General features: G+C 39.8%; 14 protein-coding genes. 12 read left to right on the top strand and 2 right to left on the bottom strand.

Going from position 1 to position 16,071, the window contains the following annotated elements; all coding sequences use genetic code 11:
• Nucleotides 1–112 precede the first annotated feature (112 nt).
• The 12 genes from Q360_RS0116720 (at nucleotide 113) to Q360_RS0116665 (ending at nucleotide 15,551) form a co-directional block, all read left to right on the top strand.
• Nucleotides 113–2,425 (top strand): GH92 family glycosyl hydrolase, encoded by a 2,313-nt coding sequence (locus Q360_RS0116720; RefSeq protein WP_027078092.1) that lies wholly within the window; start codon nucleotides 113–115, stop codon nucleotides 2,423–2,425.
• A gap of 256 nt (nucleotides 2,426–2,681) precedes the next feature.
• Nucleotides 2,682–3,722, top strand: coding sequence for a LacI family DNA-binding transcriptional regulator (locus Q360_RS0116715; protein WP_027078091.1), 1,041 nt, complete (start codon nucleotides 2,682–2,684; stop codon nucleotides 3,720–3,722).
• Between the two features lie 125 nt (nucleotides 3,723–3,847).
• On the top strand, nucleotides 3,848–4,801 hold the full coding sequence (locus tag Q360_RS0116710; RefSeq protein WP_027078090.1) for a class II fructose-bisphosphate aldolase: 954 nt from the start codon (nucleotides 3,848–3,850) through the stop codon (nucleotides 4,799–4,801).
• Entirely contained in the window at nucleotides 4,798–5,673 is an 876-nt protein-coding gene (gene iolB, locus Q360_RS0116705) for a 5-deoxy-glucuronate isomerase (protein ID WP_027078089.1), read from the top strand. Before Q360_RS0116710 ends, iolB begins: the two co-directional genes overlap by 4 nt.
• Before the next feature lie 5 nt (nucleotides 5,674–5,678).
• On the top strand, nucleotides 5,679–6,692 hold the full coding sequence (iolC, locus tag Q360_RS0116700) for a 5-dehydro-2-deoxygluconokinase (protein WP_027078088.1): 1,014 nt from the start codon (nucleotides 5,679–5,681) through the stop codon (nucleotides 6,690–6,692).
• A gap of 15 nt (nucleotides 6,693–6,707) precedes the next feature.
• Entirely contained in the window at nucleotides 6,708–8,567 is a 1,860-nt protein-coding gene (gene iolD, locus Q360_RS0116695) for a 3D-(3,5/4)-trihydroxycyclohexane-1,2-dione acylhydrolase (decyclizing) (RefSeq protein WP_027078087.1), read from the top strand.
• Between the two features lie 9 nt (nucleotides 8,568–8,576).
• Entirely contained in the window at nucleotides 8,577–10,175 is a 1,599-nt protein-coding gene (locus Q360_RS0116690; protein ID WP_084273491.1) for a solute:sodium symporter family transporter, read from the top strand.
• 33 nt (nucleotides 10,176–10,208) lie between these two features.
• A complete protein-coding gene (locus tag Q360_RS0116685) occupies nucleotides 10,209–11,684 on the top strand; it encodes a CoA-acylating methylmalonate-semialdehyde dehydrogenase (protein WP_027078085.1) in 1,476 nt (491 codons plus the stop codon).
• A 12-nt stretch (nucleotides 11,685–11,696) separates the two neighbouring features.
• The gene (locus Q360_RS0116680) at nucleotides 11,697–12,602 is read left to right on the top strand and encodes a sugar phosphate isomerase/epimerase family protein (protein ID WP_027078084.1); all 906 of its coding nucleotides are present in this window, start codon (nucleotides 11,697–11,699) and stop codon (nucleotides 12,600–12,602) included.
• Nucleotides 12,603–12,636: 34 nt separating this feature from the next.
• Nucleotides 12,637–13,650, top strand: a complete 1,014-nt coding sequence (locus Q360_RS0116675) for a Gfo/Idh/MocA family oxidoreductase (RefSeq protein WP_027078083.1) — start codon at nucleotides 12,637–12,639, stop codon at nucleotides 13,648–13,650.
• The gene (gene iolG / locus Q360_RS0116670; RefSeq protein WP_027078082.1) at nucleotides 13,647–14,654 is read left to right on the top strand and encodes an inositol 2-dehydrogenase; all 1,008 of its coding nucleotides are present in this window, start codon (nucleotides 13,647–13,649) and stop codon (nucleotides 14,652–14,654) included. Before Q360_RS0116675 ends, iolG begins: the two co-directional genes overlap by 4 nt.
• Nucleotides 14,655–14,693: 39 nt before the next feature.
• Nucleotides 14,694–15,551 carry an endonuclease/exonuclease/phosphatase family protein gene (locus Q360_RS0116665; protein WP_027078081.1) on the top strand — a complete coding sequence of 286 codons (858 nt, stop codon included), beginning with the start codon at nucleotides 14,694–14,696 and terminating at the stop codon, nucleotides 15,549–15,551.
• Between the two features lie 88 nt (nucleotides 15,552–15,639).
• On the opposite strand, the gene Q360_RS25920 is transcribed toward Q360_RS0116665, so the two are convergent.
• Together Q360_RS25920 and Q360_RS0116655 are read right to left on the bottom strand one after the other, a co-directional pair.
• Nucleotides 15,640–15,798 (bottom strand): hypothetical protein, encoded by a 159-nt coding sequence (locus tag Q360_RS25920; RefSeq protein WP_156950150.1) that lies wholly within the window; start codon nucleotides 15,796–15,798, stop codon nucleotides 15,640–15,642.
• A gap of 3 nt (nucleotides 15,799–15,801) precedes the next feature.
• Entirely contained in the window at nucleotides 15,802–16,071 is a 270-nt protein-coding gene (locus tag Q360_RS0116655; protein WP_027078080.1) for a hypothetical protein, read from the bottom strand.

The raw sequence follows: 16,071 nt of genomic DNA, 5'->3' as shown, positions 1-16,071 counted from the left end.
CTATTTGAGTTTTAATTAAAATAGAATAATACTACCTTAAACTTTCAAAATCAACTTGGCTATCTTAAAATAAGATTACAACAGGGCTATGTCTATTTTTAAAAACTATCTTATGAGACCAAGTACTATTCTATTATTTAAAAATATAGGAATCATTTTAGCTATTGTATTGATTTCTGCTTGTAATACGAACCAACAACCGGGATATAAAAGCACTGAACCTGTAAACTATGTTGACATGGTGTATCCGCAATTGGATACTGAACATAGCCGTTGGTTCTTTTTCGCTTCTGCCAGTAGACCGTTTGGCATGGTTAACTTAAGTCCAGATACGGAAATAGAGGGTGCTTGGGGAAGTGGTTATCGCTACAAAACGGATACTATAAAAGGTTTTAGCCATATTCACGGGTGGCAGACTTCCGGTCTTTCAGTAATGCCAGTAACCCTAACCAAAGAGCACACATCAACAATTTTTGAAGATTTCTATTCTGCATTTTCCCATGACACGGAAAAAATATCGCCAGGTCATCATTTGGTGCAATTAGAACGCTACGGAATTAAGGCTGAACTAACTAGTACAAAAAGAGTTGGTCTACACCAGTATTCATTTCCAAAGGATGCAAGTCCAGGAATTCTGTTCAATTTAAATACTATGTTAGGTCCAAGCAAAAATCAAAATGGTAGTTTAGAGCAAATAGATGGTCGCACCCTCGTAGGTCAATTAGATATGGCACCCACCCATAGGAGACCCAAACCCTTTTTACTTTTTTTTCAGGTGCAGTTCAATACAACCTTGGATTCCATTACTAAAGACCAAGATTCTGGCAATTATCTAGTGTATACAAATCCTGAACAGAAAACAGTTTTAATGAAAGTAGGTATTTCATATACCTCCATAAAAAATGCAGAAAACAATAGTGCTACTGAACTTGATCATTGGGATTTTGAAAAAGTGGTAAATGAATCTAAAGATGAATGGAATACCCTGTTAGGCAGGGTTAAAATAGCGGGTAATACAAAAACCCAAAGACGACGTTTTTACACAGATCTTTGGCATGCACTTCAGGGTCGGCGTGTTATTAATGATATAAATGGGGCCTATCCAGATAATACAGGTCCCGATTTAAGAATAGGGCAACTACCCCTTGACAGTAACGGAAAAATCCAATTTAATCACTATAATTCTGATGCCTTCTGGGGAGCGCAGTGGACATTAAGTACCCTTTGGGGACTAGTTTATCCAGATATAATGGAAGATTTTACCCATTCTTTAATGCAATACTACAAAGATGGCGGCATACTACCCAGAGGACCTTCCGGTGGTAATTACACGTATGTAATGACCGGGGCCTCCTCAACTCCCTTTGTCGTAAGTGCTATTCAAAAGGAAATTCTCAAAGATAACTTGGATAGTATCTATATGGCTTTGCGAAAAAATCATACGATGGGAGGTATAATGTCCAAAGCAGGATATGAGCACACTACTTCTTTAGGTGGAGGCCTTAAACACTACATGGAAAACGGTTTTGTGCCCTATCCTATTCCAGAAGGTAAGTTTGGAGGACACCAAGATGGTGCCAGTCTCACATTAGAATATGCATATCAAGATTGGACCTTGGCGCAGCTTGCCAAGAAGTTGGGCCGAAAAGACGACTTCGATTATTTCTTAAAACGCTCCCAAAACTACAAAAATGTATTTGACAATAGTTCTGGATACATGAGGCCTAAGAAAATTAACGGAGAATGGCAGGAGCATTTTGACCCTTTCCTTTATGAGAATGGCTTTAACGAAAGTAATGGTGCCCAGTCGACTTGGTTTGTACCCCATGATCCAGAAGGCCTAGCTTCTTTGGTGGGAGGTAAGGAGGCTGCTGTTCAAAAATTAAACAAACAATTTACAAATGCAGAAAAACTTGGTTTTACATCAGGGACATCTCATGATGTAGAACTGCATCCAGAGTATAGTCGAATACCCATTAATTATGGAAACCAACCTTCTATGCAGACTGCTTATATGTTCCATGTCTTAAATATACCAGATCTGACACAATACTGGTCAAAAAAAGTCCTGGATAAGGTCTTTAGTGGTTTAAATCCGGGCACAGGTTATAACGGTGATGAAGACCAAGGTCTAATGGGTAGTTTAGCTGTGTTAATGAAGCTAGGGCTTTTCCAAATGAACGGGGGTACTGAAAATAACCCTAAGTATCAATTGAGCCCTCCTATTTTCGATGAAATCAGAATCGACCTACATCCTAAATACTATTCTGGCAAAACTTTTATAATTAGTAAGAATACTAGTTTAACAAATGAAAGTATTCCAAAAAAAGTCCTTTTTAATGGTAAAAATCTAGAAAAAATGAACTTACATCATTCCAGTATTACATCGGGAGGCACCCTAAAGTACCAGTTTGATAACCCCTAAATACTATTCGTAATTTTATATTGAATTTGCCTCTATAGTATCCGATTTTATAATCTTAATAAGTCAATGATTTTTTGTATTTTTCCTAAGTGATTAGTCATCTTTTTTAAAAATCTAAAAATGGTCATTTAGTGTTTCCATTCTAATCAAAACCGATATTCTACATATAGATAATAGGTCTTGGACTTGTAGAAGCACACCTTGATACCATATACCCACCGAAAGAATAAACTAAAGAAAATAGAACTTCGCAACCATGAAAAAAGGAAGGGTCACAATAACGGATATAGCTAAAGAACTCAATGTTGCGCCATCTACAGTCTCCAGAGCATTAAATGACCATCCTGCCCTTAAAAAAGAAACAAAGCAAGCGGTGCGGGCTTTGGCAGAAAAACTGGGGTACCAACCAAACTTTATGGCACTTAGCCTATTACGACAAAAATCAAACACTATAGGAGTAATTGTACCAGAAATTACCAGTCATTTCTTTTCTGCGATTATCACTGGCATCCAAGATATTATATCTAATTCTGAGTATAATATAATGATTTGTCTTTCTAACGAATCCTACGAAGAAGAAGCGATAATTATTAAAAAATTATTAAAAATACAAGTAGATGCTGTTTTAGTATCTCCAGCCTCAGAAACCAAGAATTTTGACCATTTCAGGACCTTACAAAAAAATAATATCCCCGTGGTAATTTTTGATAGAGACTGCCCGGGACTGGAAGCAGATAAAATATTGGTAGATGATTACGCTGGTGCTTTCCAAGCTGTGGAATATTTGATAAAGTCTGGTTGTGAAAAAATAGCCCATTTAGGAGGCCCATTAAATCTAAGTACAACAAAGCATAGGTTACAAGGGTATTTGGATGCCTTAGAAAACGCTAAAATCCCTGTAAGACAAGAGTACATCTCCCATGTTAAAGGATTTTCCCATAACGATGGTCTTAAACCCACTACAGAACTTCTAAAATCATCCCACTTACCAGATGCGATTTTTGCTATGAACGACAGTATAGCTATTTCCGCTATGCATATTGCTCGTAAAATGGGTATGAGAATACCAGAGGATATATCTATTGTCGGTTTTGACGATGAACCCCATTCCTCCTATTTCAGACCTTCTTTATCTACCGTATGGCAACCAGTTTATAGCATAGGCATGTTATCGGCTAGAATTGCACTCGGACGTTTAAATAGCGACAATGCGGACAACTTGGCTTTTCGCCAAGAGGTATTTAAACCTGAACTGGTGGTTAGAGGATCCTCCAGACCATTTATAGTTCCCGCCTAACATGTTTAAATTTTAAGGATAATGCAAAGGTTTGCATTATCTTTTGAGGCTAATTACTTTTTAACATCGTTTTTTTATCGTTTTTTTATAATGTGGGCATATTCTAGCCCTTTAACAATGAACAAATGGTGGTTTTACCAAAGGAACTTTTTAAACATTGTTACGGAACATATGCCATTGCTGCAGTAAACGTATTTACCATGGAACAAGTACATGGTCTATTCAGGGCAGGTATTAAGGCCGATGCACCATTTTTAGTGCAGATTACACCCGTAGCAAGAAATTATGCGCACTCGCTAATGTTGATAGCTATGATTGATGCTGCATCAAAAATATATCCAAATGTAGTGTATGCCGTTCATTTGGACCATGGTAATGAAGCGCATGCTATTAATGCAATAGCGTCCAATAAATATCATTCGGTAATGATAGATGCCTCGCATGATGATTTCGAAACCAATGTAAAAAGAACCAGATTGATTGTCGATGAGGCACATAAAAAAGGCATTTTCGTTGAGGCTGAATTGGGCGTATTGAGTGGTGTGGAAGACGATATTTCGATTGATGAAGAAAATGCCAGCTACACTAGCCCCAATGAAGTTGTTTCTTTTGTAGAACGCACCAATTGTGATAGCCTTGCCGTTGCGGTAGGCACTAGTCACGGAGCCTATAAATTCAGCTCGGGCCAAGGAATACAGTTTCATATACTTGAAGAAATTCAACAAAAATTACCCGGCTTCCCGATTGTGCTCCATGGCGGTTCGGCAGTGAACACAACCGAAGTGGAACGAATAAACAAGGCTGGTGGGATGCTGAATGAAAATGCATCAGGCGTAACCCCAGAAGAAATCATAAAATCCATTCCATTTGGGGTTTGCAAAATAAACATCGCTACGGACACTAGACTTTTATGGTCTAGGGTGCACAGAGAATTTTTTCTGGATAGTCCTGAATTGTTTGACCCCATTGTCCCAGGCAAAACCTATATGGATGCCTACGAAACATTCATGGTACAAAAATTTGACCTTTTAGGTGCCACTGGCAAGGCGACCACACTCCATAAAAAATATAAAAAATGAGCAAGCAATCCCATCTATTGGCAAAACCAAATGAAAATGCAGTGTCATACCACAGCATAACTCCCAAGTCCGCTAAATGGAATTACCTCTCTTTTGAGGCCCGTTTAATGAAAAAAAATGAAATTTGGGAACATGATACTGAAGAAAATGAACTAGTAATTGTGCTACTAAGTGGTAATTTTAAGGTAGATAGCGACAAAGGTAATTGGGAAGCAAAAAATGGTAGAAAAGATGTCTTTAGCGGTGTAGCTCATACCTTATACCTTCCTAAAAATACCAACTTTACCCTAACCGCCTTAAGCGAAAAACTTGATATAGCCTATGGTTGGTGCAAGGCCGAGAAAGATTTTCCTGCAAAATTTATAACTCCGGAAGAAACTCCGGTGGTCATTTTCGGTGGAGACAACGCTACACGGCAGTTCAATGACCTCATACCTCCGGGATTTGGGTGCAACAGTATTGTTGTTAGAGAGGTATACACCCCTTCTGGCAATTGGAGTTCTTTTCCCGCACATAAACACGATGAACGTATTTTGGCCAAGGACGGTACTGTTTTGGAACCTATACAAGAAGAAACCTATTTCTATAAATTTCAAAAATCCGAAGCCTATGCTATACAGCAAGTCTATACAAAAGACCGTTCCTTGGATGAAATTGTTAGGCCCCGACACAATGATGTGGTCATGATTCCTAAAGGATTTCATCCCGTAGTTGCAGAACATGGTTTTCATTGTTATTACCTCAATTTTCTGGCCGGAACCGACCAATGTTTAGCGAATACAACAGATCCAGACCACGAATGGATCTATGACTCATGGACCTCAAAAGATAGTAGACTACCCTTGGTAACAGCTGCAATGAACAATCAATAGAACATATGAACTTAAGGAAACATGACGTCATTACTTTTGGAAGATCTTCCATAGACCTCTATTCACAAAATATTGGATCTCCTTTCAACGAAATTAAAGGCTTTGATGCTTTCGTGGGCGGCTCACCGTTGAACATTGCTGTTGGTTGTGCAAGATTAGGGGTGAATGCAAGTCTATTGACGGCTGTAGGTAGGGATAAAGTAGGGGAATTTATACTTAATTTTTTGAAAAAGGAAGGTGTGAACACCTACGGTATTCCCACAAAAGAATCTGCTAGAAGCAGCGCTGTAGTACTTGGTATAGAACCGCCGGATAAATTCCCCTTAGTCTATTACAGAGATAATGCAGCAGATAGCCAAGTAAGTATTGACGATGTAGATTTGGCGCAGATACCTGAGCACCGTATTTTACTCATAAATGGAACTGCCATGAACATGGAACCCTCTCGCAGTGCCACCTTCTACGCTGCCGAAATAGCTAATAAAAACGACGTTGATGTGGTCTTGGACCTAGATTTTAGAGCGGATCAGTGGCATGACTATCGCGCCTTTGGCACGACCATGAGGGCGGTGCTACCCCTTGTTAAAATCGCTATTGGCACAGAGGAAGAAATCTTGGCTGCTACTTTGGAGCATGTGTCACAGGTAACCATCAAGCACCAGCAGATATCAGCTCCTGAAATCACTGGTGATATTCAGGCATCTATAAAACGTTTACTCTCTACAGGCATAGAAACACTAATCGTTAAGAGAGGTAGAGATGGTGCCAGTATTTATAAAAAAGATGGTTCAAAAGAAGATGTTCCCGGTTTCCCGGTGGATGTCCTCAATGTTCTTGGTGCTGGTGATGCCTTTGCAAGTGGATTTCTATATGGTATGTTACAAGGTTGGGACCTTTATAAATCTTGCAGAATGGGCAATGCCAGTGGAGCACATGTAGTTACACAAAAAGGCTGTGCCAACTTTATGCCTACCTTAAAAGAGTCTATGGACTTCATTGAAAAAAATGGTGGATTTTAATACTTGATTTGAATTATGGAGACAACGAGACTTACCGTGGCACAAGCCACCATAACATACCTAAAAAACCAATACGTAGAACGTGACGGGGTTCAGCATAAATTCTTTGCGGGCTGTTTTGGGATTTTAGGCCATGGAAATGTAGCTGGTATTGGACAGGCATTGCATCAAAACCCAGATTTCCCCTTCTATGTAGCCAGAAATGAACAAGCCATGGTACATACCGCTGCGGCCTTTGCTAAGGTAAAGAATAGATTACAGACGTTTGTATGTACTTCCTCCATTGGGCCAGGAGCTACCAATATGGTAACTGGCGCGGCAGCCGCAACAATTAATAGAATTCCCGTACTCTTAATACCTGGTGATATTTTTGCGACGAGACATGTTGCTCCAGTATTACAACAATTGGAATCTAATGTGACCCAAGACATATCGGTAAACGACTGTTTTAAACCGGTGTCAAAATATTGGGACCGTATCAACAGACCAGAGCAATTAATTACTTCATTACCCGAGGTTATGCGCGTATTAACTTCACAGGCAGAAACAGGAGCCGTAACCCTTAGCATTCCCCAAGACGTCCAAGCCGAAGCCTTTGATTTTCCTTCGGCCTTATTCCAAAAGAAGGTTTGGTATGTTGGGCGCACCATGCCCGATGCCTCATTGTTAGAAAAAGCGATACAGCAAATTAAGAGCAGTAAAAAACCGCTTATCATTGCGGGTGGAGGAACCATGTATAGTGGAGCTACCGAAGTACTCAAAAACCTCGTAAACCGCACTGGAATACCGGTTATAGAAACCTTTGCAGGAAAGGGATCACTCGATTACGACAATCCCCAAAACCTTGGTGCAGCCGGCGTAACAGGAACGCCTGGGGCTATAAAAATGGCAAACGATGCGGATGTAGTAATAGGCATCGGCACCAGATATAGTGATTTTACCACCATAAGCAAATCGGCCTTCCAAAACCCAAATGTAAAATTCATAAACATCAATATAACCGAATTTGATTCCTTTAAACATGGTGCCCTACCCTTAGTGGGCGATGCCAAAGCCATACTTGAGGCCATCAATACGCAACTAGACAACTTTAAGGTTGCTGATGATTACAGTAAAAAGATAGTGGACTTTAATAGCTCTTGGGATGCTTATGTTTCTGAAGTATATGCCGAAAGAAATGTGGTCCCAGCCTTTCAGGGAGAGGTAATCGGTGCTGTAAATACGTTTTCAGATGCCAATGATATTATGGTATGCGCGGCAGGTAGTCTTCCCGGCGATTTACATAAATTATGGCGCACCCGTAATCCCAAGGGCTTTCATTTGGAATATGGGTATTCCTGTATGGGGTATGAAATAGCAGGTGGACTTGGTGCAAAAATGGCCCATCCAGATAGTGAAGTTTATGTTTTGGTAGGCGATGGCAGTTATTTAATGATGGCTCAGGAAATCGTTACTTCCGTTCAGGAGAGAAAGAAATTGACCATTGTATTACTAAACAATGACGGCTATGCCAGTATAGGCGGACTTTCTTCCTCCTTGGGGAGCGAAGGGTTCGGCACCTATTACCGTTATCGCAATGAGGAGACAAATCAGTTAGATGGGGGTCTTTTACCCATAGACTATGCAGCCAATGCGGCAAGTATGGGTGCTTATGTAATAAAGGCCACAAACGTAACAGAATTAAATACTGCTCTAAAAAAGGCCAAGACTATTGACCAGACTACCTTAATCTATATTGAGGTTGATCGTAAAAAAGGTATTCCAGGCTATGCTTGGTGGGATGTTGCCGTAGCAGAAATATCTGAAAAAGAGGCAGTGACTGAGTCCTATGAAATATATCAGGAAAACAAAAAGACCCAAAAATATCACCTCTAAAATCAACCAATGAGTACGGACTTCATCATTATCCTAGTTTCCTTCATTGCCTTTACGGCAGGGGTAGCCATCTTTACTTGGTACAGCCTACGGAAAACGAATTTAGGCTCTTCTGAAGGCTATTTTCTGGGAGGCAGAAGTCTAACCGGTACTGTAATTGCAGGTTCCATGTTGCTTACGAACATCTCTTCCGAGCACTTAATAGGGATGAACGGAAATTCATACGTTAACGGGTTTATCGTAATAGCTTGGGAGGTAACCTCATCTATAGCCCTAGTGATTGCAGCCATTTTTTTTGTGCCTAAATATCTAAAAATGGGGCTTACCACTATTCCGCAATTTTTGGAGAGCCGTTTTGATGGGCTTACAAGGACCATGGTTGCAGGTATCCTTATTTTCTCTTTTGTAGTCACCTTATTACCCATTGTGCTGTACTCCGGTGCTATCGGTATTGAAAGTTTATTCGGAGTGTCGGATATTTTGGGTGTAGATAAAACTGAAGGGCTTTGGATCACTATTGTAATCATTGGGGCGATAGGATCAATTTATGCCATTTTTGGCGGGCTAAAAGCGGTCGCGTATTCGGATACTATTAATGGCGCCGGCCTATTGCTAGGGGGGCTGCTGATTCCAATATTGGCCCTTATGGCGATTGGGGATAACAATATTATCGATGGATTGGTGAAAGTTTATGAGTATGCTCCAGAAAAATTTAACGTCATTGGGGCACCAGATTCTGTTCTACCTTTTGAAGTGCTGTTTACAGGGCTCATTATCAATCAACTCTATTTTTGGGGTATGAACCAGACCATTATCCAAAGAGCCTTAGGAGCCAAAAACCTTAAAGAAGCTCAAAAAGGACTGTTGATTACCGGGTTATTTAAAATACTAATACCCTTGATAATAGTCCTTCCAGGGGTCATTTGTTATTTTTATTTTCAGGACACCTATTTTGACCAACAGGATTCAGTATACCCAATGCTGGTAAAAAAAGTACTTCCCGTATGGTTAATCGGCTTTTTTGCTGCGGTCATCATGGGAGCGGTTTTGAGCACTTTTAACTCTGTGCTTAATTCTGTAGCCACACTGTTCAGTGTTGATATTGTCAAAAAACACCTCAGTAAAGATATAAGTGATACAAAATTGGTCCGTATCGGCAAGGCCACCTCAGCAGTTTTGGCAGTCATAGCCATTTTTGCCGCCCCAATGGTAGCAAATGCTTCGGACGGCCTGTACCAACTTCTGCAGGAGCTTAATGGCATATTCTTTATCCCCATTGCTTCTATCCTATTAGCCGGTTTCTTTATGAAAAAGGTTTCTGCGATAGGTGCTAAGGTGGCTTTGATCTTTGGGTTATGCTTTTACGTTTTTATGACATGGGGGTATACCAGCCACGGAATACACTTTGTGCATTTGTGGGGTATTGAATTTCTCTTGAATGTTGCCATAATGTACAGTGTATCTTATTTTAACCCTAGAAAAAATAGGTATGAGATTACCGATGTTGGCGTGGTAAACCTAGTGCCTTGGAAATACACAAAAGCCATGTCCATTGGTCTATGTGCGGTGACGCTACTTATTTATATTTTATTGGGCCAAAATGGATAAAAGAAAAAATTAATTAACCTATAATTATTTAAAATGAACATCTTAAAAAACTATATAAACGGAACTTGGCAACATAGTACATCAAAAGAAACCATTGATGTGGTCAACCCTGCAAATCAAGATACACTGGCAAAGGTTCCCTATGGACCAGAAACAAAAAAGGACCTTGACCACGCAGTTAGCGCAGCACAAAATGCGTACAACGAATGGCGTAACGTTCCGGTAATAAAAAGGGTCCAAGTACTGTATCGATTAAAATCTCTACTTGAGGAGAACATGGAACCCTTAGCAAAAATCATAACGGAAGAATCTGGCAAAACCAAAGCAGAATCCTTAGGTGAGATACAAAGAGCCATTGAAAATGTGGAGGTCGCTTGCGGCACCCCAATGCTTATGGCCGGTGATGTAATCGAAGACATTGCAACGGGAATTGATGAAATGATGATCAGACAGCCGCTAGGTATCGCTGCCTGTATTACGCCCTTTAATTTTCCCAGTATGATTGTATTTTGGTTTTTACCTTACGCTATTGCTACCGGGAACGCTTTTATCGTAAAACCATCGGAAAAAGTGCCGTTGACCATGATGAAAATATTTGAACTATTAGACCAATTGGATATGCCCAAAGGTCTGGTTAGTTTGGTACATGGTGGTAAGGACTCCGTAGATGCAATTTTGGAGCATCCAAAAATCAAAGCTATCAGCTTTGTGGGCAGTACTCCTGTTGCGCGATATATTTATAGTAAGGGAACAGCCAATGGCAAACGGGTACAGGCTCAGGGGGGCGCAAAAAACCCAGTCGTCATTTTACCCGATTCTGATATTGAAATGTCGACCAAAATTATTGCCGATTCTGTATATGGATGTGCAGGACAACGTTGCCTAGCAGCCTCTACCATTATTACGGTTGATGACCAAAAGAGAGAAATTAAAGATGCACTTTACGAAACCGTTAAATCCAGAACTACAGGATATGGCTGGGACGATAGCGTTAGTATGGGGCCTGTTATCACACCGGAAAGTAAGAACCGTATAGAAGGATTGATTCAAAAAGGTATTGATGAAGGCGCCAAGCTACTTCTCGATGGTAGAAAAACTTCCATTTCTGGTTATGAAAACGGCAACTTCATAGCGCCCACCATACTGGAAAATGTGGCCTTAGACAAGGAATTGATAACGACTGAAATATTTGGTCCTGTCATGAGTTTAATATCGATGAAAAATATCGATGAAGCGCTGGCTTTTGTAAACAGTAGCAGTTATGGGAATATGGCGTGTCTTTTTACTGGTAGTGGCGCGAATGCAAGAAAGTTCCGAAATGAGGCCGATGCCGGAAATATAGGCATCAACATTGGTGTTGCCGCACCTATGGCACAGTTCCCCTTTAGTGGTTGGAAAGATAGTTTCTTTGGAGATCTTCATGGACAGGGCAAGCATGCCATTGAATTTTTTACGCAAACCAAAGTAATTATAGAAAGATGGCCGAATATATGGTCACGTAAATTTTAACACTCATTTTAAATGATAAAAGTCGCAAACGCACCTTGCTCGTGGGGTGCACTTGAATTTGATTTGGAAGAAAAATCAGAAGAGATTGGTTTTGAACAAGTATTAGACGAAATCAAAGATACCGGCTACATTGGCACGGAGTTGGGCGACTGGGGCTACATGCCTACGGACCCTGACCTGCTTCGGGTAGCGATAGATAGCAGGGGCCTAGAACTCTTAGGAGCATTTGTTCCCGTAGCCTTGGTAGATGAGCGAACGCATCAAATGGGTATCCAATCCGCCCTTCGTGTTGCTCAACTCATGTATAAGGCAGGATATCAAAATGCTTTTATAGTTTTGGCAGATAACAACGGGAGTATTCCAGAGCGGACAAAAAATGCCGGTAGAATCACTCCAGAAATGGGATTGACCAAGAACCAGTGGGAAACCTATACAAATGGTGCTGAAAAAGTGGCAAAAGCCGTAAAAGAAGCTTATGGACTAAGAACTGTTTTCCATCATCATTGCGCCGGATATGTGGAAACGCCACAAGAAATAGATACCCTAATGTCCATGACCGACCCCAACCTAGTAGGACTTTGTTTAGATATGGGGCATTATGCCTTTGGCGGAGGCGATCCTGTAAGTGCCTTAAGAAAACATTCTGATAGAATTTGGCATGTCCATTTTAAGGATTTTGACCCAGAAGCTGCGCGGCTATCAAGAGAAGCGAATGGCAATTATTTTGATGCCATAAAAAGAGGGGTTTTCTGTGAACTTGGCAAAGGAAGTGTGGATTTCAAAACAATAGTTGATCTATTGCAGGATAAAAAATACACCGATTGGATTGTGGTAGAACAAGATATACTTCCAGGTATGGGAAACCCGAAAATATGTGCAAGGACAAATCGTGAGTATCTCAATTCAATTGGATTATAACCTAATTAAAGCAACCGCTTTTATTTAAATAAACATGAACAAAGTTCGTATTGGTATTGTTGGATTGGGCAGATTGGGTTTTATTCATGCCAAAAATATTAGTAGTATAATTAAAAATGCAGAATTGTCCGCAGCATGTAGCCTTAATAAAGAAGAATTATCCAGAGCGAAAAAAGAATTGAACGTTGGCTATTGTTTCTCTGATTTTAAAGAAATGATCAACGACTCTGACCTGAACGCTATTGTGATTGTTTCCCCATCGGCCAATCATTGTGAACAAGCCATATATGCCCTTCAAAAAGGATTGCACGTATTTTGCGAAAAACCCTTAGGAATTACCCTCCAAGAGTGCTTAGCCGTAGAAGAAGCTGTAGCTGCAAATGCAAATCAGGTATTTATGTTGGGGTTTATGAGAAGGTACGACCCTTCATATATGTATGCAAAGCAAAAAATAGATGAAGGTGTACTAGGAAAGCCCATTCTTTTTAGGAGCTATAGTGTAGATCCTGAATCGGCGATAGATGGCGCCTTAAAATATGTCGAACACAGTGCTGGACAATTTTTGGATATGGCCATTCATGATATCGATTTAGCAAGGTGGATGCTAAAAGCAGAACCAAAAAGCATTTTTGCCATTGGCGGATGTTATGCACATAAAGAATTTGCAGAGCATGGCGATGGCGATAACGTATCGGCATTATTGCAGTTTGACAATGAGAGTATGGCCTTTTTCTTGGCAGGTAGAACGGCAACCCATGGTTATAATGTGGAAACTGAAATCATAGGAACAAAAGCTACACTTAGAATCGGATCTGTACCAAGAAAGAATATGGTCGAGATATTAGATTCGCATGGTGTAAGGCAAGAATGTTCCCAATCGTTTCAGGAAAGATTTGAAGTAGCATTTGTTAATGAAATGCAGGAATTTGTAGATTGTATTATTGAAAATAAAAAACCAGAAATTAAAGCGGAAGATGGAACAAAATCAACGAACATAGCGTATTTGGCAACAAAATCATTTAAAGAAAATAAACTTATAAAAATATGAGTACCATAAAGTTCGCCATTGCCGGCCTAGGCAGAATAGGAAAGATACATTTGGATAACATCCTTCAAATGGACGGAGTAGAAGTAGTGGCTGCAATGGACCCATCTAAAGAATGCCGGGAATATGCCAAAAATAATAATATTCCGTTTATTACGTCGTCCTATAAGGATTTGATATCCATGGGCGACTTTAGTGCCATACTCATATGTTCCCCGACAAATACCCATGCAGATTATGTCGAGATGGGCGCTTTAGCGGGGAAGAATGTCTTTTGTGAAAAGCCCTTAGACCTATCCCTGAAAAGGGTGTTGGAGGTTTTAAATGTCGTTAATGAGAGCGGTGTACAACTAATGTTAGGTTTCAACCGCAGATTCGACAAGGAATTTAAGAAAGTGCATGAGCTTGTGAAAGAAGATGCCGTAGGAAAACCTCATTTAGTAAAAATAACAAGTCGAGATCCTGGAGCTCCACCAGTTAGTTATATTAAACAATCGGGAGGTCTGTTTTTAGATATGACCATACATGATTTTGATATGGCCCGCTATGTTGTTGATAATGAAATAGTAGAAGTATACGCAAAAGGAGCGGTCTTAGTGGACCCTGCCATTGGAGCTGCCGGAGATATTGATACAGCGGTGGTCACCCTTACCTATACAGACGGCAGTATGGCCATTATAGATAACAGCAGGGAAGCTGCTTATGGTTATGACCAACGTGTAGAGGTTTTTGGGTCAAAAGGTATGGTGCAGTCCAACAACATTTTTCATGACTCCCACAAGCTCTACAATAAACAAGGTATTCATGCCGCCAATCCCCTACACTTTTTCTTGGAGCGCTATCAAGAAGCCTATAAGACAGAAATACAAGATTTTGTGAAAGGGCTTTCCAACGGAATACAAATGTCCGTTGATGGTAATGACGGACTACAATCTTTGAAAATAGGTCTTGCCGCTATTAAATCATTGAAGGAAAATAGACCAGTGAAGATATCCGAGATTGTTTAATGCAAGAGGTATTCCTACTCATTGAAAAGTTCAATTTATATGAAGAAACAGATAGCTTTCCTATTCTTTCAATTATTGTTTTTATCATCATTTACGTTCGCTCAAAAAGCTAAAAAAATGGATGTCATGTCCTTTAATATACGATATGATAATCCAGAGGATGGTAAACAGAATTGGCATCATAGAAAGAAAAATGTGGTTCGTATGATTCATTTTTATGATTTAGATATCATAGGTATGCAAGAAGTTTTGGTAAATCAACTAGACTATCTAAAAACGAACCTAAGCAAATATAAAACTATTGGTATTGGAAGGAAAGATGGCAAGGAGAAGGGAGAGTTCGCCTCAATTTTTTATAAAAAAGACAGGTTTAAGGTATTAAAAAGTGGTACGTTCTGGTTAAGTGAAACCCCTGATGAAATTAGCAAAGGATGGGATGCTGATTTGGAAAGAATTGCAACGTGGGCGGTATTTAAGGATAAGAATACAAGAGAAGAGTTCATCTTTATGAATACTCATTTTGACCATATTGGAAACATAGCTCGTGTTGAAAGCGCTAAATTATTAAAAGAAAAAGCCATAGCATTAGCAGGAAACCTACCTTTAATTCTAACGGGTGATTTTAACCTTGTTCCCGAGTCAGAAGGTATTAGAACCTTGATTAAAACCGATGGAAAAAACACATTGATCAATGCAAGTAGTGCAGCTACGTTTACTTATGGACCCAACTGGACCACCTGCGGTTTTGATAACAGGCCGTTCGAAGAACGGAAAGTAATAGACTATATATTTTTAAAAGGAATTAGTAAAGTGACTAAATATGCGGTATTTTCTGAAATGTTAGATGATATTTATTTATCCGATCACTGTCCAGTTTTTGCGCAAATAGAATTATAGTACATTCTTAACGCTATATAATTATCGAATTTAAAGGATTGGAAAGTTAATTGAAATAACAAAAATATCTTCTCTTACGCTAGTGAAATTATTGGTCTTCAAATACTGTGAAATTAGGTTCATTACCCATTTCAAAAACCAAGGAACTACTGCTCATCTTTTTGTAAAAGGGCAATGCCCTGTCGTCAGGAAGCAATTTTAGAGCGCCTATTTGTGGCATAATACTAACATAAGCATAATCGCCCATCCATCACGTTGGCTGATGTGTTGCCATAAATCCCTTTATAGAAGTATCCTCATACACATACGGCATTTCACTAATTTTGTTCTCCTTTGTCTGTACCATAAAGTTTGTCATAGCAAATGGAGAACCTACGCAGGGCATAGTAACTACTCCATCCTTTCCTTCTGAAAAGCTAAAAATGGAGGTGTCTCTTAAAGGGTTTACATCATCCACTTTCATTTTTTCCTGCGCCCAGATTGGTGACTTAATTAGTATGAGAAAAAGCACCCATGACAT

It is taken from the genome of Maribacter antarcticus DSM 21422 (genome assembly GCF_000621125.1).
GTDB lineage: Bacteria > Bacteroidota > Bacteroidia > Flavobacteriales > Flavobacteriaceae > Maribacter > Maribacter antarcticus.
This window is presented reverse-complemented; position numbering and strand designations above follow the sequence as displayed.